This window comes from Kitasatospora sp. NPDC003701 (genome assembly GCF_053587085.1).
In genome coordinates, this window is the sequence record NZ_JBSFNM010000009.1 from 51,556 (window position 1) to 73,308 (window position 21,753).

Annotated in this window: 26 protein-coding genes; 15 read left to right on the forward strand and 11 right to left on the reverse strand. The window is 74.2% G+C overall.

The features are described 5' to 3' along the window. Positions 1 to 4: 4 nt before the first annotated feature. Positions 5 to 484, reverse strand: a complete 480-nt coding sequence (locus tag ACWDRR_RS11215; RefSeq protein ID WP_449771913.1) for a MarR family transcriptional regulator — start codon at positions 482 to 484, stop codon at positions 5 to 7. Positions 485 to 627: 143 nt separating this feature from the next. Between ACWDRR_RS11215 and ACWDRR_RS11220 the strand changes: the two genes are divergently transcribed. The 6 genes from ACWDRR_RS11220 (at position 628) to ACWDRR_RS11245 (ending at position 5,230) form a co-directional block, all read left to right on the forward strand. Then, a complete protein-coding gene (locus ACWDRR_RS11220; RefSeq protein WP_449771914.1) occupies positions 628 to 981 on the forward strand; it encodes an HGxxPAAW family protein in 354 nt (117 codons plus the stop codon). 66 nt (positions 982 to 1,047) lie between these two features. Beyond that, positions 1,048 to 2,244, forward strand: a complete 1,197-nt coding sequence (locus ACWDRR_RS11225; RefSeq protein WP_449771915.1) for an acetoin utilization protein AcuC — start codon at positions 1,048 to 1,050, stop codon at positions 2,242 to 2,244. Positions 2,245 to 2,470: 226 nt separating this feature from the next. Continuing rightward, entirely contained in the window at positions 2,471 to 2,680 is a 210-nt protein-coding gene (locus ACWDRR_RS11230; RefSeq protein ID WP_148644250.1) for a helix-turn-helix domain-containing protein, read from the forward strand. 189 nt (positions 2,681 to 2,869) lie between these two features. Then, positions 2,870 to 2,968, forward strand: coding sequence for a 30S ribosomal protein bS22 (locus ACWDRR_RS11235; protein ID WP_003948845.1), 99 nt, complete (start codon positions 2,870 to 2,872; stop codon positions 2,966 to 2,968). A 149-nt stretch (positions 2,969 to 3,117) separates the two neighbouring features. After that, positions 3,118 to 4,212 (forward strand): NAD-dependent epimerase/dehydratase family protein, encoded by a 1,095-nt coding sequence (locus ACWDRR_RS11240; protein WP_449772054.1) that lies wholly within the window; start codon positions 3,118 to 3,120, stop codon positions 4,210 to 4,212. Positions 4,213 to 4,219: 7 nt separating this feature from the next. Next, positions 4,220 to 5,230, forward strand: a complete 1,011-nt coding sequence (locus ACWDRR_RS11245) for a lysophospholipid acyltransferase family protein (protein ID WP_449771916.1) — start codon at positions 4,220 to 4,222, stop codon at positions 5,228 to 5,230. 118 nt (positions 5,231 to 5,348) lie between these two features. On the opposite strand, the gene ACWDRR_RS11250 is transcribed toward ACWDRR_RS11245, so the two are convergent. The 3 genes from ACWDRR_RS11250 to ACWDRR_RS11260 all read right to left on the reverse strand — a co-directional run bounded on the left by ACWDRR_RS11250 (position 5,349) and on the right by ACWDRR_RS11260 (position 9,362). After that, positions 5,349 to 6,653 carry a DUF5667 domain-containing protein gene (locus ACWDRR_RS11250; protein WP_449771917.1) on the reverse strand — a complete coding sequence of 435 codons (1,305 nt, stop codon included), beginning with the start codon at positions 6,651 to 6,653 and terminating at the stop codon, positions 5,349 to 5,351. Positions 6,654 to 6,933: 280 nt separating this feature from the next. Further along, positions 6,934 to 7,713, reverse strand: coding sequence for an ECF subfamily RNA polymerase sigma factor, BldN family (locus tag ACWDRR_RS11255; RefSeq protein ID WP_449772055.1), 780 nt, complete (start codon positions 7,711 to 7,713; stop codon positions 6,934 to 6,936). 587 nt (positions 7,714 to 8,300) lie between these two features. After that, positions 8,301 to 9,362, reverse strand: a complete 1,062-nt coding sequence (locus tag ACWDRR_RS11260; protein WP_449771918.1) for an HAD family hydrolase — start codon at positions 9,360 to 9,362, stop codon at positions 8,301 to 8,303. Positions 9,363 to 9,536: 174 nt separating this feature from the next. On the opposite strand from ACWDRR_RS11260, the gene ACWDRR_RS11265 reads away from it, so the two are divergent. The 7 genes from ACWDRR_RS11265 (at position 9,537) to hemB (ending at position 16,949) form a co-directional block, all read left to right on the forward strand. Continuing rightward, a complete protein-coding gene (locus tag ACWDRR_RS11265; protein ID WP_449771919.1) occupies positions 9,537 to 9,821 on the forward strand; it encodes a glutaredoxin family protein in 285 nt (94 codons plus the stop codon). Between the two features lie 172 nt (positions 9,822 to 9,993). After that, a complete protein-coding gene (locus ACWDRR_RS11270; protein WP_449771920.1) occupies positions 9,994 to 10,740 on the forward strand; it encodes a 3'-5' exonuclease in 747 nt (248 codons plus the stop codon). A gap of 101 nt (positions 10,741 to 10,841) precedes the next feature. Next, positions 10,842 to 11,744 (forward strand): redox-sensing transcriptional repressor Rex, encoded by a 903-nt coding sequence (locus ACWDRR_RS11275; RefSeq protein ID WP_449771921.1) that lies wholly within the window; start codon positions 10,842 to 10,844, stop codon positions 11,742 to 11,744. Positions 11,745 to 11,844: 100 nt separating this feature from the next. Further along, positions 11,845 to 13,182, forward strand: a complete 1,338-nt coding sequence (locus ACWDRR_RS11280) for a glutamyl-tRNA reductase (protein ID WP_449771922.1) — start codon at positions 11,845 to 11,847, stop codon at positions 13,180 to 13,182. A 41-nt stretch (positions 13,183 to 13,223) separates the two neighbouring features. Then, positions 13,224 to 14,234: a hydroxymethylbilane synthase gene (gene hemC, locus ACWDRR_RS11285; RefSeq protein ID WP_449771923.1), complete on the forward strand. Its 1,011-nt coding sequence runs from the start codon at positions 13,224 to 13,226 to the stop codon at positions 14,232 to 14,234. Then, a complete protein-coding gene (locus ACWDRR_RS11290; RefSeq protein WP_449771924.1) occupies positions 14,231 to 15,898 on the forward strand; it encodes a uroporphyrinogen-III synthase in 1,668 nt (555 codons plus the stop codon). The genes hemC and ACWDRR_RS11290 overlap by 4 nt, the downstream gene beginning before the upstream one ends. A 70-nt stretch (positions 15,899 to 15,968) precedes the next feature. Then, positions 15,969 to 16,949: a porphobilinogen synthase gene (gene hemB / locus ACWDRR_RS11295; protein ID WP_449771925.1), complete on the forward strand. Its 981-nt coding sequence runs from the start codon at positions 15,969 to 15,971 to the stop codon at positions 16,947 to 16,949. A gap of 65 nt (positions 16,950 to 17,014) precedes the next feature. Here hemB and ACWDRR_RS11300 read toward each other — a convergent pair whose 3' ends face one another. From ACWDRR_RS11300 to ACWDRR_RS11310, 3 genes are all read right to left on the reverse strand, one after another. Then, positions 17,015 to 17,272, reverse strand: coding sequence for a hypothetical protein (locus ACWDRR_RS11300; RefSeq protein WP_449771926.1), 258 nt, complete (start codon positions 17,270 to 17,272; stop codon positions 17,015 to 17,017). Positions 17,273 to 17,492: 220 nt separating this feature from the next. Next, positions 17,493 to 17,837 carry a rodlet layer protein gene (locus ACWDRR_RS11305; RefSeq protein ID WP_449771927.1) on the reverse strand — a complete coding sequence of 115 codons (345 nt, stop codon included), beginning with the start codon at positions 17,835 to 17,837 and terminating at the stop codon, positions 17,493 to 17,495. 75 nt (positions 17,838 to 17,912) lie between these two features. Beyond that, positions 17,913 to 18,257: a rodlet layer protein gene (locus tag ACWDRR_RS11310; RefSeq protein WP_313764319.1), complete on the reverse strand. Its 345-nt coding sequence runs from the start codon at positions 18,255 to 18,257 to the stop codon at positions 17,913 to 17,915. A gap of 299 nt (positions 18,258 to 18,556) precedes the next feature. On the opposite strand from ACWDRR_RS11310, the gene ACWDRR_RS11315 reads away from it, so the two are divergent. Then, a complete protein-coding gene (locus tag ACWDRR_RS11315; RefSeq protein WP_449771928.1) occupies positions 18,557 to 19,213 on the forward strand; it encodes a hypothetical protein in 657 nt (218 codons plus the stop codon). Positions 19,214 to 19,318: 105 nt separating this feature from the next. On the opposite strand, the gene ACWDRR_RS11320 is transcribed toward ACWDRR_RS11315, so the two are convergent. The 4 genes from ACWDRR_RS11320 to ACWDRR_RS11335 all read right to left on the reverse strand — a co-directional run bounded on the left by ACWDRR_RS11320 (position 19,319) and on the right by ACWDRR_RS11335 (position 21,059). After that, positions 19,319 to 19,750: a hypothetical protein gene (locus tag ACWDRR_RS11320; protein ID WP_449771929.1), complete on the reverse strand. Its 432-nt coding sequence runs from the start codon at positions 19,748 to 19,750 to the stop codon at positions 19,319 to 19,321. Between the two features lie 119 nt (positions 19,751 to 19,869). Then, positions 19,870 to 20,142 (reverse strand): chaplin, encoded by a 273-nt coding sequence (locus ACWDRR_RS11325; protein ID WP_449771930.1) that lies wholly within the window; start codon positions 20,140 to 20,142, stop codon positions 19,870 to 19,872. A 110-nt stretch (positions 20,143 to 20,252) separates the two neighbouring features. Then, complete coding sequence (locus ACWDRR_RS11330; protein WP_449771931.1) at positions 20,253 to 20,495, reverse strand: chaplin; 243 nt, start codon at positions 20,493 to 20,495, stop codon at positions 20,253 to 20,255. Positions 20,496 to 20,807: 312 nt separating this feature from the next. Further along, complete coding sequence (locus tag ACWDRR_RS11335) at positions 20,808 to 21,059, reverse strand: chaplin (protein ID WP_449771932.1); 252 nt, start codon at positions 21,057 to 21,059, stop codon at positions 20,808 to 20,810. Between the two features lie 231 nt (positions 21,060 to 21,290). On the opposite strand from ACWDRR_RS11335, the gene ACWDRR_RS11340 reads away from it, so the two are divergent. After that, complete coding sequence (locus ACWDRR_RS11340) at positions 21,291 to 21,530, forward strand: chaplin (RefSeq protein WP_449771933.1); 240 nt, start codon at positions 21,291 to 21,293, stop codon at positions 21,528 to 21,530. Positions 21,531 to 21,753 lie beyond the last annotated feature (223 nt).

Here is a 21,753-nt window from a genome sequence, read left to right on the forward strand (position 1 = left end):
GTGCTCAGCCTTCGCGGATCTCGTCCAGGGACTCCCGCATCAGGGCCTTCGCGCGGGTGAACCAGTCGGCCAGGACGGCGATCTCGTCCGGGGAGTAGTCGGCGAACAGGCGGCCGAGCCGCTCGTACATCGGGCCGTAGACCTGGAGGATGCGCGCCTGCGCGGAGTCCTCCATCACCACCCGCACCCGGCGCCGGTCGGCCGGGTCGGCCTCGCGGCGGGCGTACCCGGCCTTCTCCAGTCGGTTGAGCACGCCCGTCACCGCGCCGGTGGTCAGCTGCGCCCGCTCGGCGAGGTCGCCGGCGGCGAGCGGCTCCCCGGCCATGGCCGCCTCGATGACGAAGCCGAGGCAGGTGAGGTCGGTGACGTTGAGCCCGAGCCGTGCGGCGATGTCCTGCTGTCCGAACTGGGCGAGCGCGATCATCCGGTCCATCGCGTACTGCGCCTGTTCGGCCGTCGCCTGTGGGCGCGGCTTGCCCTCCACGGGAAATCTCCTTAGCATCTAAGTTACTTAGCTCGTGAGATAAAGCACCGGCGCGACCGCCCCGTCACGGGGCCGGCCGTTCGCCAACCCCATCACAGCCGAGTCCCGTCACACCTGAGCCCCATCACACCAAAGAGGGAGACATGGGCGCACACGACGAGCACGACATGGGCCACACCGTCGCCGGCTGGACGGGTGCGGCGCTCGCGATCGCCGGCAGCGCGGTCGCCGGCGTGGCCTTCGCGGCGGGCTCGGCCGCCGCCTTCTGGGCCGGCCTCGCCGTCGCCGCCTCGGGGGCGCCCGCCGCCTGGCTGCTGCACCTCGCGGGCCGGGGCAAGGCCACCGGGCCCCGTCCGGTCGGCCGCCGGCACTGGCGCACCCGCGACACCGCCGCCCGGGGCGGCCACCCCGACTGCCTCGGCTGCCGCCTGGCGGGCCGTACCGGGGCCGCGCCGGCCCCCGCGCCCCGCCCCGCCGCCCGGCTCTCCCGGGGGTAGCGCCGGGCCGCCCCGGGGTGCGACCTGGCGGCCGGCGGGCCGCGCGCACGCACTACCGTGGACGCCATGCCCGAAGCCGAGCGTGACACCCCCTGCGGCCTGCACCTCTTCTGGGACGAGGCGGTCACCGCCTACGACTTTGGTCCCGGCCACCCGATGGACCCGGACCGGCTGGCGCTCACCATGCGCCTGGTGGAGTCCCTCGGGCTGAACACCGGACCGGGCGTCACCGTCCGGTCCGCACCGCCCGCCGGTGACTCCACCCTGCGGCTGGTGCACACCCGCGCGTACGTCGAGGCGGTCAAGCACGCCGCCGCCCACCCCGACGAGGTGGACCAGCGGCACGGGCTCGGCACCGACGACAACTGGGCCTTCCCGGCCGTGCACTCCGCCTCCGCGCTGATCGCCGGGCAGTCGGTCGCCGCCGCCGAGGCCGTCTGGCGCGGCGAGACCCCGCACGCCGTCAACTTCGCGGGCGGGCTGCACCACGCGATGCCCGGCCGGGCGTCCGGCTTCTGCATCTACAACGACCCCGCGCTCGCCATCGCCCGGCTGCTCGAACTCGGCGCCGAGCGGGTCGCCTACGTCGATGTGGACGTCCACCACGGCGACGGCGTCCAGCAGGCGTTCTGGGACGACCCCCGGGTGCTCACCGTCTCGCTGCACGAGCACCCCGCCACGCTCTTCCCGCAGACCGGCTGGGCCACCGAGACCGGGGGCCCGGCCGCGCCCGGTTCCGCCGCCAACCTGCCGCTGCCCGCCGGCACCGGCGACTCCGGCTGGCTGCGCGCCTTCCACGCCCTGGTGCCCGAACTGCTGGCCGCCTTCCGCCCGCAGGTCCTGGTCACCCAGCACGGCGCGGACACCCACCTGGAGGACCCGCTCGCCCACCTCGCCGTCACCGTGGACGCCCAGCGGCTGATCGCCGAGGAGCTGCACGCGCTGGCCCACGAGCACGCCGACGGCCGCTGGATCGCCCTGGGCGGGGGCGGCTACGCCGTCGTGGACGTCGTCCCGAGGACCTGGACCCACCTGGTCGCCACCGCCGCCGGGCGGCCCGTCGACCCGGCCACCGAGACGCCGGAGGCCTGGCGCGCCGAGGTCTACCGCCGCACCCGCCGCCCGGCGCCGCTGCGGATGACCGACGGCGCCCGGCCGGCCTGGCGGGACTTCGACGCGGGATACGATCCGGCCGACCGCCTCGACCAGGCGATCCTGGCCAGCCGCCGCGCCGTCCTGCCGCACCACGGCCTGCTGCCCTGAATCCCGGCCCCCGGTTGTGGAGGCGCGCGGCGGTGCGCACGCCCACTGCGACAGATCGCGGATCGACTACGTACTGCAACAGGACTATCTCTCACCGTACGAGGACTGGGCTTCCCCCTCTTCCCACTGGTACCACCCATAACTACTCTGGGGATACACGTGTGCCGGTGGAGTCACCGGAGGGGAAGCCGGTGCCTTGCACACGGGTAAGGGTCGGGTGATGGTCATGAGTTCCGGCGAACGCCCCCTGCAGGAAGTCGTCTTCCTGACCGTGGCCGAGGTGGCTGCGGTCATGCGGGTGTCCAAGATGACGGTGTACCGCCTGGTGCACAGCGGAGAGCTGCCGGCCATCCGGGTCGGTCGGTCCTTCCGGGTGCCCCAGCAGGCGGTGCACGAGTACCTCAAGGAGTCCTACGTGCGGCTCGAGAGCGCGTAGGGCGGGCTGACGGGGGCGGGGTCCACAGCCGGTGGACCCCGCACCCGTTTGCCGCAGATTTCCCGCGAGTTTCCCGGTCCGGGGAGCACGATTACGGCCCTGGCCGCGCGGACGGTAGGCTAGGCCCTCCGTCAGTCGTATGGACTCCGTCTCTCACGGACGGGAGTCTCAGTGAGCGAGGGTTGTTCCGTGGGCTCTGTCATCAAGAAGCGTCGCAAGCGTATGGCCAAGAAGAAGCACCGCAAGCTTCTGAAGCGCACCCGCGTGCAGCGTCGCAACAAGAAGTAAGCGCCCGCCGCGCAGCTGCGCGCCCGGCGCTTCCACCGCCCGTCCAGGCCCTCGTGGCCTGGGCGGGCGGTGTCGTTTCACGGCCCGATGTGGCGGCGCGGTACGGTGCACGCAGGGCCGCTTCAGGCCGAGGAATGGGGTGCAGCACTGTGGGCATGGTCGTGCTCGTCACCGGCGTGGCCCGCCACCTCGGTGCCCGGTTCGTCGCGGAGATCCGCCGCCGGCCCGGCGTCGACCTGGTGGTCGGCGTGGACGTGCAGCCGCCCCGGCACCCCGTCGAGGAACCGGACGGGCCCGCCGCCCCCTACCGCTTCCAGCAGCTGGACCTGCGCCGCCCGGCGGTCGCCCGGGTGATCGCCGAGCACCGGGTCGACACCGTCGTCCACCTCGCCGTCAGCGCCACCGGACTGGGCTCCACGAACCGCTCCTCGGTCAAGGAGTCCAACGTCATCGGCACCATGCAGCTGCTCGGCGCCTGCCAGAAGGCGCCCGGCGTGCGCCGGCTGGTGGTGAAGTCGACCACCGGTGTGTACGGCTCGGCACCGCGCGACCCGGCCGTGTTCACCGAGCGGACCCAGCCCAAGAACCTGCCGGGCGGCGGCTTCGCCAAGGACGCGGTGGAGGTCGAGGGCTACGTCCGCGGCTTCGCCCGGCGCCGCCCCGACGTCGCGGTGACGGTGCTGCGGTTCGCCAACATCGTCGGCCCCGGCGCGGACACCCCGCTCGGCGAGTACTTCGCGCTGCCGGTGCTGCCCACCGTCCTCGGGTACGACCCCCGGCTGCAGTTCGCCCACGAGGACGACGTCGTCGCGGTGCTCTGCCGGGCGGCGCGGCCCCCGGAGCCGGACACCGTCAACACCGGCACCTTCAACGTGGCGGGGGAGGGCGTCCTGCTGCTCTCCCAGTGCGCCCGCCGGCTCGGCCGGCCGACCCTGCCGCTGCTGCTGCCCGCGATCAGCTGGATGGCGGCGGTGGCCCGGCAGACCAGGATGGTCGACTTCTCGCCCGAGCAGCTGCGGCTGCTGACCCACGGCCGGGTCGTGGACACCACCCGGCTGCGCGAGACCTTCGGGTACCGGCCGCGGTTCACCACCCCGGAGGCCTTCGCCGACTTCGCCGCCGCCCAGTCCGCCGGCCTGCTGCCGCCCGCGCGGCTGACCGCCGTCACCGACGGGCTGGCCGCGCTGCTCGGGCCGGAGTACGCGCCGGCCGCCCGTTCGCACCCAAGCCGACCCAGGAGCTGAACCCGCGATGAGTGCCGCTGCCGAGAACGCGCCGGGCGAGGCCAAGGTCATCCCGATCGAGTCCGCGCCGAGCTGGAGCGAGCCCGACCGGCCCGCCGGCCTGGCCGACCAGCTCGCCGACGCCGTCGGCGGGGCGCTGGCCGGGCGGCTCGGCCCGACCGCCACCCGGCTCTTCGGCAAGGGCTGGGAGGGCCGGGCCGCCGAGGGCCTCGCCTTCCTGCGCCGCCGGATCACCGGCGACTACGAGGTGGACGAGTTCGGCTTCGACCGCGAGCTCACCGACGAGGTGCTGCTCGCGCTGCTGCGCCCGCTCGCCGAGAAGTACTTCCGGGTCGAGGTGCGCGGGATCGAGAACATCCCGGCCGAGGGCGGCGCGCTGATCGTCGCCAACCACTCGGGGACGATCCCGCTGGACGCCCTGATGACCCAGGTCGCCATCCACGACCACCACCCGAGCCGGCGGCACCTGCGGATGCTCGCCGCCGACCTGGTGTTCGTCCTGCCCGGCATCAACGAGCTGGCCCGCAAGGCCGGCCACACGCTGGCCTGCAACGAGGACGCCCAGGCGCTGCTGGAGCGCGGCGAGCTGGTCGGGGTCTGGCCGGAGGGCTTCAAGGGCATCGGCAAGCCCTTCTCCGAGCGGTACAAGCTGCAGCGGTTCGGCCGCGGCGGCTTCGTCTCCTCGGCGCTGCGGGCCCGGGTGCCGATCGTGCCCTGCTCGATCGTCGGGGCGGAGGAGACCTACCCGATGATCGGCAACTTCCGGACGCTGGCCCGGCTGCTGGGGCTGCCGTACGTGCCGGTCACGCCGACCTTCCCGTGGCTCGGGCCGCTCGGCGCGGTGCCGCTGCCGACCAAGTGGACCATCCAGTTCGGCGAGCCGATCGCCACCGACGGGCACCCGGTGGAGGCGGCGGACGACCCGATGCTGGTCTTCGACCTCGCCGACGAGGTGCGGGAGACCATCCAGCACACCCTCTACAAGCTGCTGGTGCAGCGGCGTTCGGTGTTCTTCTGAGTCAGCCGCTTCTGCTGAGTCCGACCGAGCGGGTCCGTCCCGGCGGCTTCGTCCCGGCACGCTGAGGGGCCCCGGCGGATCCGCCGGGGCCCCTCAGCGTGCGACCGTCCCGGCCGGCTCAGCCGCCGAGGATCCGCAGGCCGGGCAGCAGCCCGGGGATCAGCGGCGGCACCTCGACGCCCTGCGGAGCGGCGCCGGGAGCCGTGCTCGGCGCACCGGACGGCCGCGGGGCCGCCTGGTCCGGCGCGGGGTCCGCGCTCGGCGAGGGCTTCGGGCCGGTCAGCCCGCTGGTGAGGTTGTCGACCAGCCCGCCGACCGCGCCCGCCGGGTTGCTCGGTGCGCTGCTGGGCGCGCCGCCGCTGCCGCCGGTGCCGGGCGTGCTCGCCCCGGCGGACGGCGCCCGCTCGGTGCTGCCGGGCCTGCCGCCGTTCGCACCGCCCGTGCCGCCGCCCTGGGCCGGTCCGGCACCCGGTGCGGCGTTCCCGCCGACGGCCGGAGTGTCGGCCGGGGAGGTGCCGTCGGCCGGGTTCGCCGCGCCGCCCGCCCCGCCGCCGGCCGGTCCACCGCTCTTGGCGGGGGGCTGGGCCAGCCGCAGGGGCGCGACGTCCTCGCTTATGTCGTCGAACAGCTGGTCCACCAGGTGCGCCTGGGAGGTCAGCTGGACGGGCAGCCGGCTCTGCAGCTCCGTCCAGTGGCCGTCCTCGTCCTGGGCGAAGCCGGCCAGGGCGCGCATCGGGTCCAGCGAGCCGTTGCTGCGGTAGACCGAGCGCAGCAGGTCGCGGCCCTTGAGGGCGTCGGCGTGCATGTCGTCGAGCGCCCTGCGGACCTGGTCGACGGTGCCCGGGCTGAGCGAGCCGGCCGCGTCCGTCCGGCCGACCAGGCTCTTCGCCTCGCCGAGCCGGGTGGCGGCGTTGTCCAGCAGCAGCGCGCCGCGCTCGCTGTCGGAGTCCGCGAGGTCCAGCCGGAGCCCTTCCAGGCCGCGCTTCATGCCGTACAGCGTGTCCCCGGGGAGGGCGTTGGCGCTGGCGGCGGCCGCGCCCGCGAGGCTGCCGACGGCGAGCCCGGCGACCAGGCCGCCGATCGCGAAGCGGCGGCTCCAGCGGCCGCGCGGAGCCGTCCGGATCGCCCGGTGCCCGCGCTGGCGGGGCACCGCAGCGCCCGGTCCGCCGGCGAAGGCCTGCTCGAACGCGGCCATCAGCTGGGCGCGTTGGACCGTTCGGACCTCCCGGTCCAGCGCCGGTCCGGGCAGCGCGCCGAGTGCGCCGACCATGCCGACCAGCTCCGCCATCGCGGCCGAACCGGCGCCGCTGGAAGCGGTGTTGGCCGCTCCGGCACTGGCGGCGCCGCGTTCCTCTGCCTGGTGGGCCTCCAGCGCCTCGGCGAAGGCCTTCGCCCGCCGGTGCTCCAGCACGTTTGCCGTCACGGGCCACACCTCCCTTCGTCGTTGTCGACACCCCGGCCTGCCGGACGGTTGCCTCGGCGGGCCAAAGCCACTCCATCGGGTGAGAGGTCGCAATTCGACTTGACCGTACGCCTGGTGGAGGCTTGCACGCTGGCCAACGAGCGGTGCGGGCGGTCGGTTACGCACGGCTGATCATCGGATCGACCGTTCACCCGGACGTGTCGGACCGCCGCCGTCGGTGACGGTCCACCGGATATCTCGCCGGTGCCGTCCGCACCGCCGCCCCCGGTCACCTGCCCGCTCACCGCGCGTCGGGCGGCAGCAGGCGGGCCAGCGTCCGCACCGCGCGGTACTGGAGGGTCTTGATGGCGCCCTCGTTCTTGCCCATGATCCGGGCCGTCTCGGCCACCGAGAGCCCCTGCAGGAAGCGGAGCGTGACGCACTCCTGCTGCTGCGGGTTGAGCCGCCGCACCGCGTCCAGCAGGGCCGCGTTGGAGAGCGACTCCAACACCGAGTCCTCGGGGCTGCGTTCGCACTCGTTGGAGTCGAGCATCTCCCCGGTGGTGACCTCCAGCCGGAACCGGCTGGACTTGAAGTGGTCGGCCACCAGGTTGCGGGCGATGGTCACCAGCCAGGCGCCGAAGTCGCGGCCCTGCCAGGTGAACGTGCCGATCCGGCGCAGCGCGCGCAGGAAGGTCTCGCTGGTGAGGTCCTCGGCGGTGGCCCGGCTGCCCACCCGGTAGTAGATGTAGCGGTAGACGGTGTCCGCGTAGTGGTCGTAGAGGCTGCCGAAGGCGTCGCTCTCGCCGGCCTGGGCCCGCTCGACCAGCTCCATGATCGGGTTGTGCTCGGTCTCGAAGCCGGGGGCCGGGGCCGTCCGCGCCCGGCTCCGGCCGGTGCTGCCGGTGGCTCCGGTCCGCCCGCGCGAGCCGGTTCCGGCGGAGCCGGCCGCGGTGGTGCGCAGGGCCAGGCCGGCCGGCTGCGGCTGGTGGCCGAGCGGGGCGCCGACGGGCACCAGTTGGGGTGAGGTGACGAGTTGGCTGCGGAGCAGGGTGCGCAACAGCTCCAGGCCGGTGGAGATCTGGCGGGCCGAGGCCGGGCGGCCGCGCAGGCTGGTGCGGGAGCGCAGGGGGGAGGGCGACGGGCGGGAGGGTGCAGGCGCGTCGTTCCGGACGGGTGGGTACACGGGACTCCCAGAGGCAGAACTGTGGACGGATCACCTCCGCCTGCGCGGAGAGCACGCCCGCGCCGCCCGTTCGAGCGGGGTGCGTGGGTGACGTGCATCCAGGAGAGAATAACGCTTTGTGCAATGACAGCTACACCGTGTGGTCGAAGTGGTCGTTTGGGATCCACATGGCGTGCATATTCGGCTGACACTGACCGAACGTGTCATCGTTCATCCGGCTCAACGTGATCGAACAGGTGCACCGGGTGACCAATTCGGCGGTCTGACGGCGGGTTTCCCCATGGTTGGCCTCGGTAACCCCTGACTTTCCCCGTCTGACGAACGATCAGAACCAGTCACCGGGTGACAGGTTCGGTCGGGCGCTCCGGACTCACCATCGGCGGAGGGCAGTTAGCCCGTACGGGCGCCCTGTTCGGTGTACGGATTGACGGTCGGTCACCCGCTCAGGGGGCGTCGGCCCGGGTGTGGCGCCGGGCGTGGCCTCAGGCGCGGTGGCGGCGGTGCAGGGCGATCCCGGCGGCCGTCGCCCCGGCGGCCACGCCGAGCGCGGCGGCGGCCGGCAGGCCCACCCGGGCCGCCTTCCGCCCGGTCCGGAAGTCCCGTACCCGCCAGCCCTGGGCCCGGGCGTGCCGGCGCAGCGCGCCGTCCGGGTTCACCACGTACGGGTGGCCGACCAGCGAGAGCATCGGGATGTCGTTGGCCGAGTCGCTGTACGCGGCGCAGCGGTCCAGGTCGAGCCGCTCGCGGCGGGCCAGCGAGCGGACGGCGGCCGCCTTGGCGGGCCCGTGCAGCAGTTCGCCGACCAGCCGGCCGGTGTACAGGCCGCCGCGGGCCTCGGCGACGGTGCCGAGCGCGCCGGTCATGCCGAGCCGCCGGGCGATGATCCGGGCCACCTCCAGCGGGGCGGCGGTGACGAGCCAGACCCGCTGGCCGGCCTCCAGGTGCATCTGGACCAGGGCGCGGGTGCCGGGCCAGATCTTCTCGGCGATGACCTCTTCGAAGACCTCCTCGCAGATGGCTTCGAGGTCGGCGGTGCGCTTCCCGGCGACCAGGCCGAGCGCGGTGTGCTGGGCGTCGGCCATGTGGTCCGGGTCCTCGGTGCCGTGCAGCCGGAACCAGGCCTGCTGCCAGGCGAACCGGGCGATGTCGCGGCGGGTGAGGAAGCCGCGGCGGTAGAGGCCGACCCCGAGGTAGAAGATCGCGGCGCCGCGCAGGATGGTGTTGTCGCAGTCGAAGAAGGCGGCGGCGCGCGGGTCGTCCCGCTCGGGGGTGTGGTTCTCGGCGGGCGCCTTGGGGGCCTTCGCGGCCCGGTCGGGCGCGGCGGCCGTCGCGGCCCGCCCGCCGGAGGCGTCCGGGTCGGCCGGGGTGCCCGCGGTGCCCGGGGTGTCCCGGTCGGCCGGAGCGCTCGGGGCGTCGGGGGTGCTCGGGGCGTCCGGCGCGGCCCGCAGGGCGGCCTCCGCGGCCTCGGCCGCAGCCTCGCCGGCCAGGGCGCTCCGCTCGGTGGTGGAACGCCTTGACTGGGTGAGCCTTCGGAGCACGGCCATGTCACCGAGCATAGCCAGCCGGGCCGGGAGGAGCCGTGACGGCGGCGTGCCCACGGGGTGAACAGCGCCTGCCCGGCGCCGGGGGCCGAACGGCCGCCCGCCGGCCCCGCGGCCGGACGGCGCCCCGCCGGGCCACCGGGGCGGGCCGGTGTGAGGCGGGCGCACAATGGCCGGGTGAGCCCACTGCTGCGACGTGACAAGAACCAGAGCCCGAAGCCGGCCGACCGCACCGTGACCCTGGTCGGCAAGCCGGGCTGCCACCTCTGCGACGACGCCCGGGAGGTGATCGTCCGGGTGACCGGCGAGCTGGGCGCGACCTTCGAGGAGAAGGACATCACGCAGGACGAGGAGCTGTACCGCACCTACTGGGAGCAGATTCCGGTCACCCTGATCGACGGCCGCCAGCACGACTTCTGGCGGGTCGACGAGCGCCGCCTGCGCACCGCCCTCGGGGCCTGAGGCCGCCGGGCCGGGCCGCGCGCCCCGGCGGACCGGCCCCGCCGACCGGCGGGGGCGGTTCGCCGAATCGTTGTGAAGAATCCCGGAGCGGGCCTGGGAGCGGCGCCGTTCGTCGGCTTACGATCGAACTCGTTTGCGCCCGTGGGGGGCTGAGCACACGAGGAGTGCCGCCATGCTTCCCGCCCCGACCCCAGGGACGCCCGCCGCCGCGCCGGCGGCCGGGGGCTTCGCGGTGGTGGACGTGGAGACGACCGGCCGCAGCCCGTGGCGCCACCGGGTGGTCGAGGTCGCGGTCGTGCTGCTGGACGAGGGGCTCCGCCCCGAGGCCGAGTTCTGCACCCTGCTGGACCCGGCGGGCCCGGTCGGCCCCACCCATGTGCACCGGATAGCCCAGGCCGACGTCGAGGGCGCCCCCCGGTTCCGCGAGATCGCGCCGCGGCTGCTGGAGCTGCTGGCCGGCCGGGTGCTGGTCGGCCACCACGTCACCTGCGACCACGCCTTCCTCGATCGCGAGTTCGCCCGGATCGGGGTGGTGCTGCCGTCCGTCCCGCTGCTCTGCACGATGCGGCTGGCCCGGGCGCACCTGTCGGAGGCGGGCGGCTTCGGCCTGGCGGCCTGTGCGGAGGCGGCCGGGCTCGGCCGGTTCCCGGCCCACACCGCGCTGGGGGACGCCCGGGCCACCGCCGGGCTGCTCCGGCACTGCCTGGGGGCGCCCTCCTGCCCGCCCGACGACTGGGCGGCGCCGCTGCGCGAGGCGGCCCGGGTGCCGTGGCCGAGGCTGGGCCGGGCCCGCTCGCGCACCTCGGGGACGGACGTCCCGGTGCTCCGCCGGGAGGCGCCGTACGGTCAGCGGCCACCCGGCGCACAGCCCCCGGCGGCGGTGCCGACGCGGGCCGGTGCTATGGACTCGTCGGCGTGATGCGCATCACTGTGCGGGGACAAAACGGACACCATCTTTGTGCACACGTTCACAAACGCATAGCCTGGCTGCCAAAGCCCAGCTTCACCCACAGGAGCACCGTGGCAATCGGCCGATCACCACAGAGCAGTTCGCAGACGCCCGACCAGGGCGCCGCGCGCCGACCCTCGCGTGCCCGGGGCATCCCGGAGGCGACCGTCGCCCGCCTTCCCCTCTACCTGCGGGCACTCACCGCGCTCTCCGAGCGTTCCGTGCCGACCGTCTCCTCGGAGGAGCTGGCGGCCGCCGCCGGCGTGAACTCCGCGAAGCTGCGCAAGGACTTCTCCTACCTGGGCTCGTACGGGACCCGCGGCGTCGGCTACGACGTCGAGTACCTCGTCTACCAGATCTCCCGCGAGCTCGGCCTGACCCAGGACTGGCCCGTCGTCATCGTCGGCATCGGGAACCTCGGCCACGCGCTCGCCAACTACGGCGGCTTCGCCTCCCGCGGATTCCGGGTGGCGGCCCTGCTGGACGCCGACCCGGCCGTGGTCGGCAGCAGCGCGGCCGGCCTGCCGGTGCGCCACATGGACGAACTGGAGTCCATCGTGGAGAACCAGCAGGTCTCCATCGGTGTGATCACCACCCCGCCCGGCGCCGCCCAGCAGGTCTGCGACCGCCTCGTCGAGGCCGGCGTGACCAGCATCCTGAACTTCGCCCCGACGGTGCTCACCGTCCCGGACGGCGTGGACGTGCGCAAGGTGGACCTCTCCATCGAGCTGCAGATCCTGGCCTTCCACGAGCAGCGCAAGGCGGGCGAGGAGCCGGACCGCACCGAGTCGGTGCTGGACCGCGCCCCCGGCCCGGTCCGCGCGGCCGCGGCCAAGCTGCGCCGCGCCGCCGCGGGCGGCAGCGGCAAGGCCCGTCCGGCCGCCGAGCCGGCCAAGGACGGCGAGGCGCCGGCCAAGGGCAAGACCGGCAAGGCCGGCGGCGAGGGCGAGCTCTCCGCGGTGATGCCGGCGTGAGCGAGCGAACCATCGGAAAGGCGCGCGTGGTGCGAAGCGGCCGTGCGGCGCAGCGGTCCGGGCGCACGAACCCCGGGATCCACGGCACCGGGGGGCGGGCATGAGCCTCCTCGTCGTAGGACTGAGCCATCGCACCGCCCCGGTCGGCGTGCTGGAGCGCGCCGCGCTGACCGGTGACGTCCCGACCCGGCTGCTGCACGACGCGGCGGCCACCGCGACCGTCGCCGAGGCCGCGCTGCTGAACACCTGCAACCGGATCGAGCTGTACGCGGACGTGGACAAGTTCCACGCCGGCGTCGCCGAGCTGTCGCTGCTGCTGGCCCACCACAGCGGCGTGGACCTGGAGGAGCTGACCTCCCACCTCTACGTCCACTACGAGGACCGCGCCGTCCACCACCTCTTCTCGGTGGCCTGCGGCCTGGACTCGATGGTGGTCGGTGAGGGGCAGATCCTCGGCCAGCTGCGCGACGCGCTGGCCAAGGCCCAGGAGGAGCACACCGCCGGGCGCGGTCTGAACGAGCTGTTCCAGCAGGCCCTGCGGGTCGGCAAGCGGGCGCACAGCGAGACCGGCATCGACAAGGCCGGCCAGTCGCTGGTGACCTTCGGCCTGGAGCAGGTCGCGGCCGGCGCGGGCGAGATCGCGGGCAAGCGGGCCCTGGTGGTCGGCGCCGGCTCGATGAGCTCGCTGGCCGCCGCCACGCTGGTCCGCTCCGGCGTCACCGATCTGCTGGTCGCCAACCGGACGCCCGAGCGCGCCGAGCGCCTGGTCGAGATCCTCGGCGCCGACGTGGCCCGGACGATCGAGCTGGCCAAGGTGCCCGAGGCGCTGGCCGACGTCGACCTGGTGATCTCCTGCACCGGCGCGGCCGGCGTGGTGATCGGGGCCGAGGACGTCGCCGCCGCCGTCACCGCACGGGCCGGCGCGACCCCGCTGGCGCTGCTCGACCTCGCCATGCCGCGCGACGTCGACCACGCCGTGCACGAGCTGCCCGGCGCGCTCCTGGTCGACCTGGAGAGCCTCTCGCACGCCCACGCCGCCACCCCCGGCGCCGGGGACGTCGACGCCGTCTCCGGCATCGTCGCCGACGAGGTCACCGCCTTCGCGGCCGCCCAGCGGGCCGCCCGGATCGCCCCGACCGTGGTGGCGCTGCGGGCGATGGCCTCCGACGTGGTCGCCGCCGAGCTGGGCCGCCTCGACTCGCGGCTGCCCGCCCTCGACGAGCGCTCCCGCGCCGAGATCACCCAGACCGTCCGCCGTGTCGTCGACAAGCTGCTGCACGCCCCGACCGTGCGGGTGAAGCAGCTTGCCGCCGAGCCGGGCGGCGCGTCCTACGCGGACGCGCTGCGCGAGCTGTTCGACCTCGACCCGGCGGCCGTGCACGCGGTCTCGGGCACCCCGATCGGCACCCAGCAGCCCTCGGGCGGGGGCGCCAGATGAACCGTCAGCCATCCCACGAGTACCACCGGGACGATCACCTCATGAATGGTCAACCGCTCACCGACCAGGCCCCGGCCGCCACCGCAGCACTGCGGCTCGGCACCCGGCGCAGCGCGCTCGCCATGGCCCAGTCGGGCATGGTCGCCCGCGAGGTGACCAGGGTCACCGGGCGCCCCGTCGAGCTGGTGGAGATCACCACCTACGGCGACACCTCCAAGGAGGCGCTGGCGCAGATCGGCGGCACCGGCGTGTTCGTCTCCGCCCTGCGCGACGCGCTGCTGGAGGGCCGGATCGACTTCGCCGTGCACTCGCTGAAGGACCTGCCCACCGCCGAGCCCGAGGGCCTGGTGCTGGCCGCCGTCCCCGCGCGCGAGGACGTCCGCGACGCCCTGGTGGCGAGCGAGGGCCTCGCCCTGGGCGAGCTGGTGGAGAAGCTGGCCGGCGCCGGCCGCGCCGCCCGGATCGGCACCGGCTCCCCGCGCCGCATGTCCCAGCTCAACGCCTGGGCCCGCGAGCGAGGGGCCCGGATCGAGACGGTCGCGATCCGCGGCAACGTCGACACCCGGATCGGCTTCGTGTCCTCCGGCGAGCTGGACGCGGTGGTGCTGGCCACCGCCGGTCTGAAACGGCTCGGCCGCGCCGCCGAGATCACCGAGCACCTCGACCCCGAGCTGATGATCCCGGCCCCCGGCCAGGGTGCGCTCGCCATCGAGTGCACCACCGCCGACGGTGAGCTGGCCGACGCGCTGTCGGCCCTCGACCACGCCCCCACCCGGGTCGCGGTGGCCGCCGAGCGTGCCCTGCTCGCCACCCTGGAGGCCGGCTGCTCCGCACCGGTCGCCGCGCTGGCCACCTGGGGCCACGAGTACGAACTGCAGCTGGAGGGCGTGGTCGGCACGGTCGACGGCGCCACCCTGCTGAAGATGTCCGCCAACGGTCCGATCGTCCTCGACGAGACCGCCGAGCAGCAGGCGGCGGCCCTCGGCCGCGCCCTGGCCGCCCGGCTGCTCGACGCGGGCGCGGCCGCCCTGATGGGGGAGCGAGCCCGATGAGCCCCACCGCCGCCACCGAGACGCCGTTCCCGGCCGACAGCCCCTTCCCGGGCGGGACGCCCGCCGCGGGCCGGTGCACCTTCCTGGGCGCGGGCCCCGGGGACCCGGGCCTGCTGACCCTGCGCGCGGTCGAGGTGCTGGCCTCGGCCGACATCCTGGTCGCCGACCCGCTCACCGCCGCCGCCGTGCGCAGCCACTGTCCGGCCGGTGTGCAGGTGCACACCCCGGGCGCCGAGGGCCCCGAGTTCGACCTGGCCGCGCTGGTCTCCGAGGCGGTCCGCTCGGGCAAGCACGTGGTCCGCACCGTCGACGGCGACCCCGGCCTGGACGGCTGCGCCGCCGAGGAGATGCTCGGCTGCGCCGGCCACGGCATCCACTTCGAGGTGATCCCGGGCGTCGCCCAGTCGGTCGGCGTCCCGGCCTACGCGGGTGTCCCGCTGCGCGGCGTGGGCGGCACCGACGTCCGCTTCGTGGACGGCGCGGCGCTGCTCGCCGGCAGCCCGGTGGACCTGGGCGCGCCGGAGACCACCCTGGTGGTGCGCACCACGCTGGGCCAGCTGCCGGCCACCGCCAACGCGCTGGTCTCCAACGGCCGCAAGCCGGAGTCGGCGCTCAGCGCGACGCTCTCCGGCACCACCACCCGCCAGCGCACCTTCACCGCCACCCTGGCCACCATCGCGGCGGACCTCAAGGTGGCCCGGGTGCTGCCCTCGCCGGTCTCCGCCCCGGTGGACCCGGCGACCTCGGTGATAGCCGTGGTGGGCGAGCAGGTCGCGCACCGCGCCTCGCACTCGTGGTTCGAGACCAAGCCGCTGTTCGGCTGGAACGTGCTGGTGCCGCGCACCAAGGAGCAGGCCACCGGCCTCTCCGAGCAGCTGCGCTCGTACGGCGCGGTGCCGCAGGAGGTGCCGACCATCGCGGTCGAGCCGCCGCGCACCCCGCAGCAGATGGAGCGGGCGATCAAGGGCCTGGTCACCGGCCGCTACGAGTGGATCGCCTTCACCTCGGTGAACGCGGTGCGCGCCGTCCGCGAGAAGTTCGAGGAGTACGGCCTGGACGCCCGGGCCTTCGCCGGGATCAAGGTCGCGGCGGTCGGCGAGACCACCGCGCAGGCCCTGGTGGACTTCGGCGTGAAGCCGGACCTCGTGCCGTCCGGCGAGCAGTCCGCCGCCGGGCTGCTGGAGGACTGGCCGCCGTACGACCCGGTGTTCGACCCGATCGACCGGGTGCTGCTGCCGCGCGCCGACATCGCCACCGAGACCCTGGTGGCCGGCCTGGTCGAGCTGGGCTGGGAGGTCGACGACGTGACGGCGTACCGGACGGTGCGCGCCTCGCCGCCGCCGGCCGAGACCCGCGAGGCGATCAAGGGCGGCGGCTTCGACGCGGTGCTGTTCACCTCGTCCTCGACCGTGCGGAACCTGGTCGGCATCGCCGGCAAGCCGCACAACGTCACGGTCATCGCCTGCATCGGCCCGGCCACCGCCAAGACCGCCGAGGAGCACGGCCTGCGGGTCGACGTGATGGCCCCGGCGCCGTCGGCGGCCGCGCTGGCCCAGGCCCTGGCAGACTTCGGGGCCAGGCGCCGCGACACTGCGACGGCGGCGGGCGAGCCGGTCTACCGGCCCAGCGAGCGCCGTCCCGGCTCGCGCCGCAAGGCCCGCTGAGCACCTTCCCGGACCGGGGGCGGCCGCACCGCCGCCCCCGGCACTGCACAACCGTTCGGAGAGAGAAGCCGTGTCCGCTGAATTCCCGTACGTTCGCCCCCGCCGGCTGCGCTCGACCCCGGCGATGCGCCGGCTGGTCGCGGAGACCAGGCTGCACCCGGCGGAGCTGATCCTGCCGCTGTTCGTCCGCGAGGGCGTCCGCGAGCCGGTCCCGGTGACGTCGATGCCGGGCGTCGTCCAGCACACCCGCGACACGCTGCGCAAGGCCGCGGTCGAGGCCGCCGAGGCGGGCCTGGGCGGGATCATGCTGTTCGGCGTGCCCGAGGTGCAGGACGCGACCGGCAGCGAGGGCACCAACCCGGACGGCATCCTGCAGCAGGCGATCCGGGACGTGGTCTCCGAGGTCGGCGACTCCCTGGTGGTCATGTCCGACCTCTGCCTGGACGAGTACACCGACCACGGCCACTGCGGCGTCCTGGCCGCCGACGGCAGCGTGGACAACGACGCGACGCTGGAGCGCTACGCCGAGATGGCCCGGGTGCAGGCGGACGCGGGCGTCCACCTGGTCGGCCCGTCCGGGATGATGGACGGCCAGATCGCCGTGGTCCGCAGGGCCCTGGACGAGGCCGGGCACCAGGACACCGGCATCCTCGCCTACACCGCCAAGTACGCCTCGGCGTTCTACGGCCCGTTCCGGGAGGCGGTCGGCTCCTCGCTGAAGGGCGACCGCAAGAGCTACCAGCAGGACCCGGCCAACGCCCGCGAGGCGCTGCGCGAGCTGGAGCTGGACGTCGCCGAGGGCGCCGACCTGGTGATGGTCAAGCCCGCGATGGCCTACCTGGACATCCTGCGCCAGGTGGCCGACGCGTCGCCGGTGCCGGTCGCCGCGTACCAGGTCTCCGGGGAGTACGCGATGGTCGAGGCCGCCGCGGCCAACGGCTGGATCGACCGGGAGCGGATGATCCTGGAGACGCTGACCTCGATCCGCCGGGCCGGCGCCGAGCAGATCCTCACCTACTGGGCGGTCGAGGCCGCCGCGATGATCAAGTAGCAGATCGACGCACGACGGAGGCCGGACCCCGAGCGGGGTCCGGCCTCCGTCGTGCTGCCCGGGCCTCAGCCGACGTGGGCGAAGCCCTCCAGGCCACCGAGCGCGTCGGTGGAGGTGGCGGCGCCCCAGCCGTGCGCGCCGCTGTGGATGTGCGAGGTGTGGGCGAGGCCCCACACCTCACCGGCGGCGAACACCGGGTGGGCCGAGGCGACGAACTCGCCGCCGCCGGCCAGGCCGACGTGCGCGAACGCCGGGGTGGCGACACCCGCGAGCGCCAGTGCGCCGAAGGCGGTCAGCGCGGCCTTGCCCAGCATGCTCTTCATGGGATCATCCCTCTCTTCCGGAGCGCCCGTCCGGGCGCCCTGCCACTGACACGTGAACACACGGTGCCGTCGGCCGCGGGCGCCCCACGCGCCGCACCGACGGCCTGTCACCCGGTCGGCCCGTCACCGGAGCACGGACCGTCCGGGCAGTCGAGCCACCGAAGCCCGGAGGGCCCGGGGACACGTCCCCGGGCCCTCCGTCGCTGCCCTGTTGCCGGGATCAGCCGATCAGGTGCGAGACACCCGCGTCGCCCGAGGACTGGGTGTTCTGGCCGACGTTGCAGATCTGCTTCGGGGTGCTGTTGAGGACCGGAACCTCGACCGGAACCGCGACACCGATGACGGCGACCGCGATGTTGTGGACCTCCGGCAGGCAGATGTTCGCGTTGTCCAGGGTGTGGAAGTTCGGCGAACCGTTGCCGTGGGTGCCGGTCTGGTTGGTGCCGCCGTTGCCCTGGGCGGAGACGGCCGAGCCGTCCGAGTCGGCGATGGCGGAGGCCGAGCCGGCGGACATCGCGATGGCGGCGGCGGCCAGGCCGGCGGCGGCGAGGGTCTTCTTGATCATTTCGGGTTTCCTCTCGGGAGGTGAATCGGGGAGCGATTCGAAGGGTGGTTCAGGGAGGTGACGCGGGACGGCAGGTCAGCCGATGAGGTGGGAGACGCCGGAGTCGCCCTTGCTCTGGGTGCCCTGGCCCTGGGTGCAGTACTGCTTGCCACCGCTGTTGGCGATCGGGACCTCGACCGGGACGGCCACACCGAGCACGCCGACGGCGATGTTGTGGATCTCGGGGAGGCAGACGTTCGCGTTGTCCAGGAAGTGGAAGTTCGGGCTGTTGTCACCGACGGTGCCGGTGAAGTTGGTCCCGCCGTTGCCCTGGAGGGACGCGGCGGAGCCGTCCGAGTCCGCGATGGCCGAGGCCGGCGCCGCGGCGGCGGCCAGCGCGGCGACGGCCAGGCCGGCGGCGGCGAAGGACTTCTGGATCATGGGGAGATCCCTCTCTGGAATGCTTTTGGTTTCCGTGCGTACAACGCGTAGAACGCTCAGGCCCGGTCTGCGGTCACTGACATTCAGATCAAAGAATGACGCCACGGAAGGTTACGGGGATTTTTGAAAAGAGTCCGGGAGGCGCGGCTTCCGAGGGTTTCCGGTCGGATTATTAGGCCGAACCGGTTAACCGCCGCAATCCGGGCTCCGGGTGTCTCGTTGAGACAGATTGCTTTCGGCTGCGCCCTGCGCAGCCGTCCCCCAGATCCCCAGTACGGACAGGTAGAACGGTGAAAAGCATGAAGTTCTCCAAGCGGGCCGGCGCGATGCTGCTGGCGGTCGGTGCGGGCATGCTCGCCTCCCCGGGGGCGGCCTCCGCCGCCGCGGTCAACCCCGACCAGGTCGGAGCCCTGGAGGACCGGCTGGCCACCCAGCAGGTCCCGGTGGACGTGCCGCTCGCGCCGCTGGACAGCCGGATCTCCGGCGGCATCCCGACCTCGCTGGTGATGCCGGCCGTGCCCGGCCGCACCACCGGCAACGACCTGCTCCCGGAGCAGATCGTGCCCGGGTTCGTCACCGGCAAGGTCGGCCCGTCGGCCAAGGCCGAGCTGCCGCTGCCGCTGGTCGACCGGGGCGCCGACCTCGGCGAGCTGCTGCTGGAGGCCCCGGCTGCCCCGCTGCACGCCGACACCCCCGGGATCGGCCTGGGCAAGCCGCTCGCCCTCGCCCAGGACGGCACCGGGCAGCTGGCCGACGGCACGCTCAAGGTCGACGAGATCGACCCGCGGCTGATCACCGGCGCGGTGCAGGCCGTCCCGGGCGCCAAGGCGACCCTCGGCAACGAGGACGAGCGGATCTCCGTCACCGACTCGGTGGGGAACCTGGCCGCGACCACCGCCGCGACCACCACCGGCGTCGTGGAGCAGACCGGCCTGGCCGGGCTCGCCCAGCTCTGAGCCGCTCCGGGACCGGGCCGCAGGGCCGCGGGCCGGGCAGCGCGGGAGCCCGGCGCCCCCTCCGTACGGACGGGGCGCCGGGCTCCCGGCCGTGCGGCGGCGGGCTCAGCCCGGCAGGGCGCCGAGCAGCTGGCCGACGACCGGGAGGTCGCGCGGGCCGCCGCCGGCGCTCAGCGGGCCGGTCAGCGTGCTGGTGCTGACCGGGGCCAGTCCGGTGTCCTCCGGCCGGACGGTCGCGCCGTTGTTCAGCACGTCGGCGGAGGAGTTGGCCCACGGGTCCACCCGCAGGTCCTTGATCGGCGCGATGCCGTAGCCGAGGCCGGCGGTGGTGCCGCCCAGCGCCTGGGCGAGGTCGGTCTTGGCCAGGTTGGCGCCGCCCTCGGCCGGCGCCGCGTACGCCGTGCCGGCACCGGCGCCGAGCAGCATCGCGGCGCCCAGGGCGGCGGCCAGGCCGGCCCCGCCCGTCATCGAGATCGTGCTCTTCGCGGCCGTGCTCTTCGCGGCCGTGCTCTTCGGAACCGCGCTCTTCGCTGCCATGCGAGTCACCCTTCGGGGGATCGGGGCCCCGGGCCGCCGGACTGCGCCCGGGTACGCCGAACTGCCCCCCGGCCGGCTGGGCGGGGGGCAGTTCGGCCGGTACGGGTGCCGATCGGGGATCAGCAGTCGTCCGCGTCGTGGTGCGGGTGCGCCTCCACGTTGGCGCAGGCGTTGCCGAACGCCGGGTTCAGCAGGCCGACCACGTTGACGGAGTTGCCGCACAGGTTCACCGGGATGTGCACCGGGACCTGGAGCTGGTTGCCGGAGAGCACGCCGGGGGAGCCGGCGGCGACGCCCTCGGCGCCGGAGCTGGCGGCGGCGGAGCCCGCCGCGCCCATCACCAGGCCGGCGGCGGCGGCGGAGAGGACGGCGGCCTTCTTCACGTTCTGCATGGGGGTTGATCTCCTCGATCACACACGGGTGGAGCGGGCCGCACCCCGCTGTGGGCGGGGTGCGGCACGGACTCGGTGAAGCAGCTGTCGCCGGTTCGGCGACCGCCGGATCAGCCGATGTTGGCGCAGTTGTTGCCGAACGCCGGGTTCAGGATGCTGATGACGCCGATGGAGTTGCCGCAGACGTTGACCGGGATGTGCACCGGGATCTGGATCTGGTTGCCGGAGAGCACACCGGGGGAGCCGGCGGCGACGCCCTCGGCACCGGAGCTGGCGAACGCGCCGCCGGCCGCGCCGACGACCAGGCCGGCGGCGGCGAGGGACAGGACGGCGGCCTTCTTGAGGTTGCGCATGTGGTTTCTTCCTCCGTTTTCTGCCCGACCGTAAAGGGAATTAGTCGGGAGCCGGGCGAAGGGAAATCATCGCCCGCTGGCTTCTGGGATTGCCGTGATTGTCACTCTGGCGGCCCAAGTGGCGCGTGTCGCCCGTGGCTTGGGCGATGGATCGGCCGCCGCTGCACCGCGCGTCGCGAGGAATTCCCGCACGGCCGGGAACAACTCGCGCAGACGCGCGACCAGGAGCAATTCCGGACGGGGTCGGACCGGCGGCGGATCTCCCGGAGTCGATGGACCGCCCGGCGTGCCGGGCGGCCGCTCCGCGCTGGGTCAGGCGTTCGCGCAGTGGTTGCCGAACGCCGGGTTGAGCAGGCCGACCACGTTGACGGAGTTGCCGCACAGGTTCACCGGGACGTGCACCGGGACCTCGATCTGGTTGCCCGAGGCCACCCCGGGCGAACCGGCCGCGACGCCCTCGGCGGACGCGCCGTGGGCGTGGTGGGCGGCGGCGACGCCGGCGCCGGCGGCCAGCAGGGCGGCGGTGGCCGCCGTGCCGATGGCGCCGTGGGCGAGCTTGCGCATGTGCGGTACTCGATTCGTCTAGTGGGCCTGTGCGGAGCGTGGTTCCGTCAGGGAGAACGAGGCAGCGTCCGGGGGGAAACGGTCGGGTCCGGTGATCACCCGAATGCCCGGGCCCGGACCCTGTTGGGCCACTCGGGTGACAAAGCGGGCGGCGTCGCAACCGGGTCGGACGGGTGTCGTTCTAGATGTCGCACTCCCCGTGCATCTCTGTCGATTAGTCAGGAGGCTCCTATGAGCATCAAGAAGACGGCCGCCGTCGGTGCCGCCGTGGTAGGCATCGTGGCGGCCGGTGCCGGCACCGCGGTGGCCAGCTCCGGCGCCGAGGGTGTCGCCGCGGGTTCCCCCGGCGTCATCTCCGGCAACCAGCTGCAGGTGCCGGTCCACGTCCCGATCAACCTGTGCGGCAACACGATCGACATCATCGGCCTGCTGAACCCCTCGTTCGGCAACCACTGCGTCAACGCTGGCTGATCTGCGCCCGGTTCGGCCGGCGCGAGCCGCCGTTCCGCGCTTCCCTCCTGGGGCGCGGAGCGGCGGCTCTCCGCGTTCCCGGCCGTGTTCGCGGTCGTGTTCGCGCCGGTGTCCCCGGCCGTGTTCGCGGCCCGGGTGGGGAACTGCGGCCGGTGCTGTCCGGAGCCTTGTTGCGTTACTTGTCAGTATCTAGAATGTGAGACCTGCTCACCTTTCTTTGCTC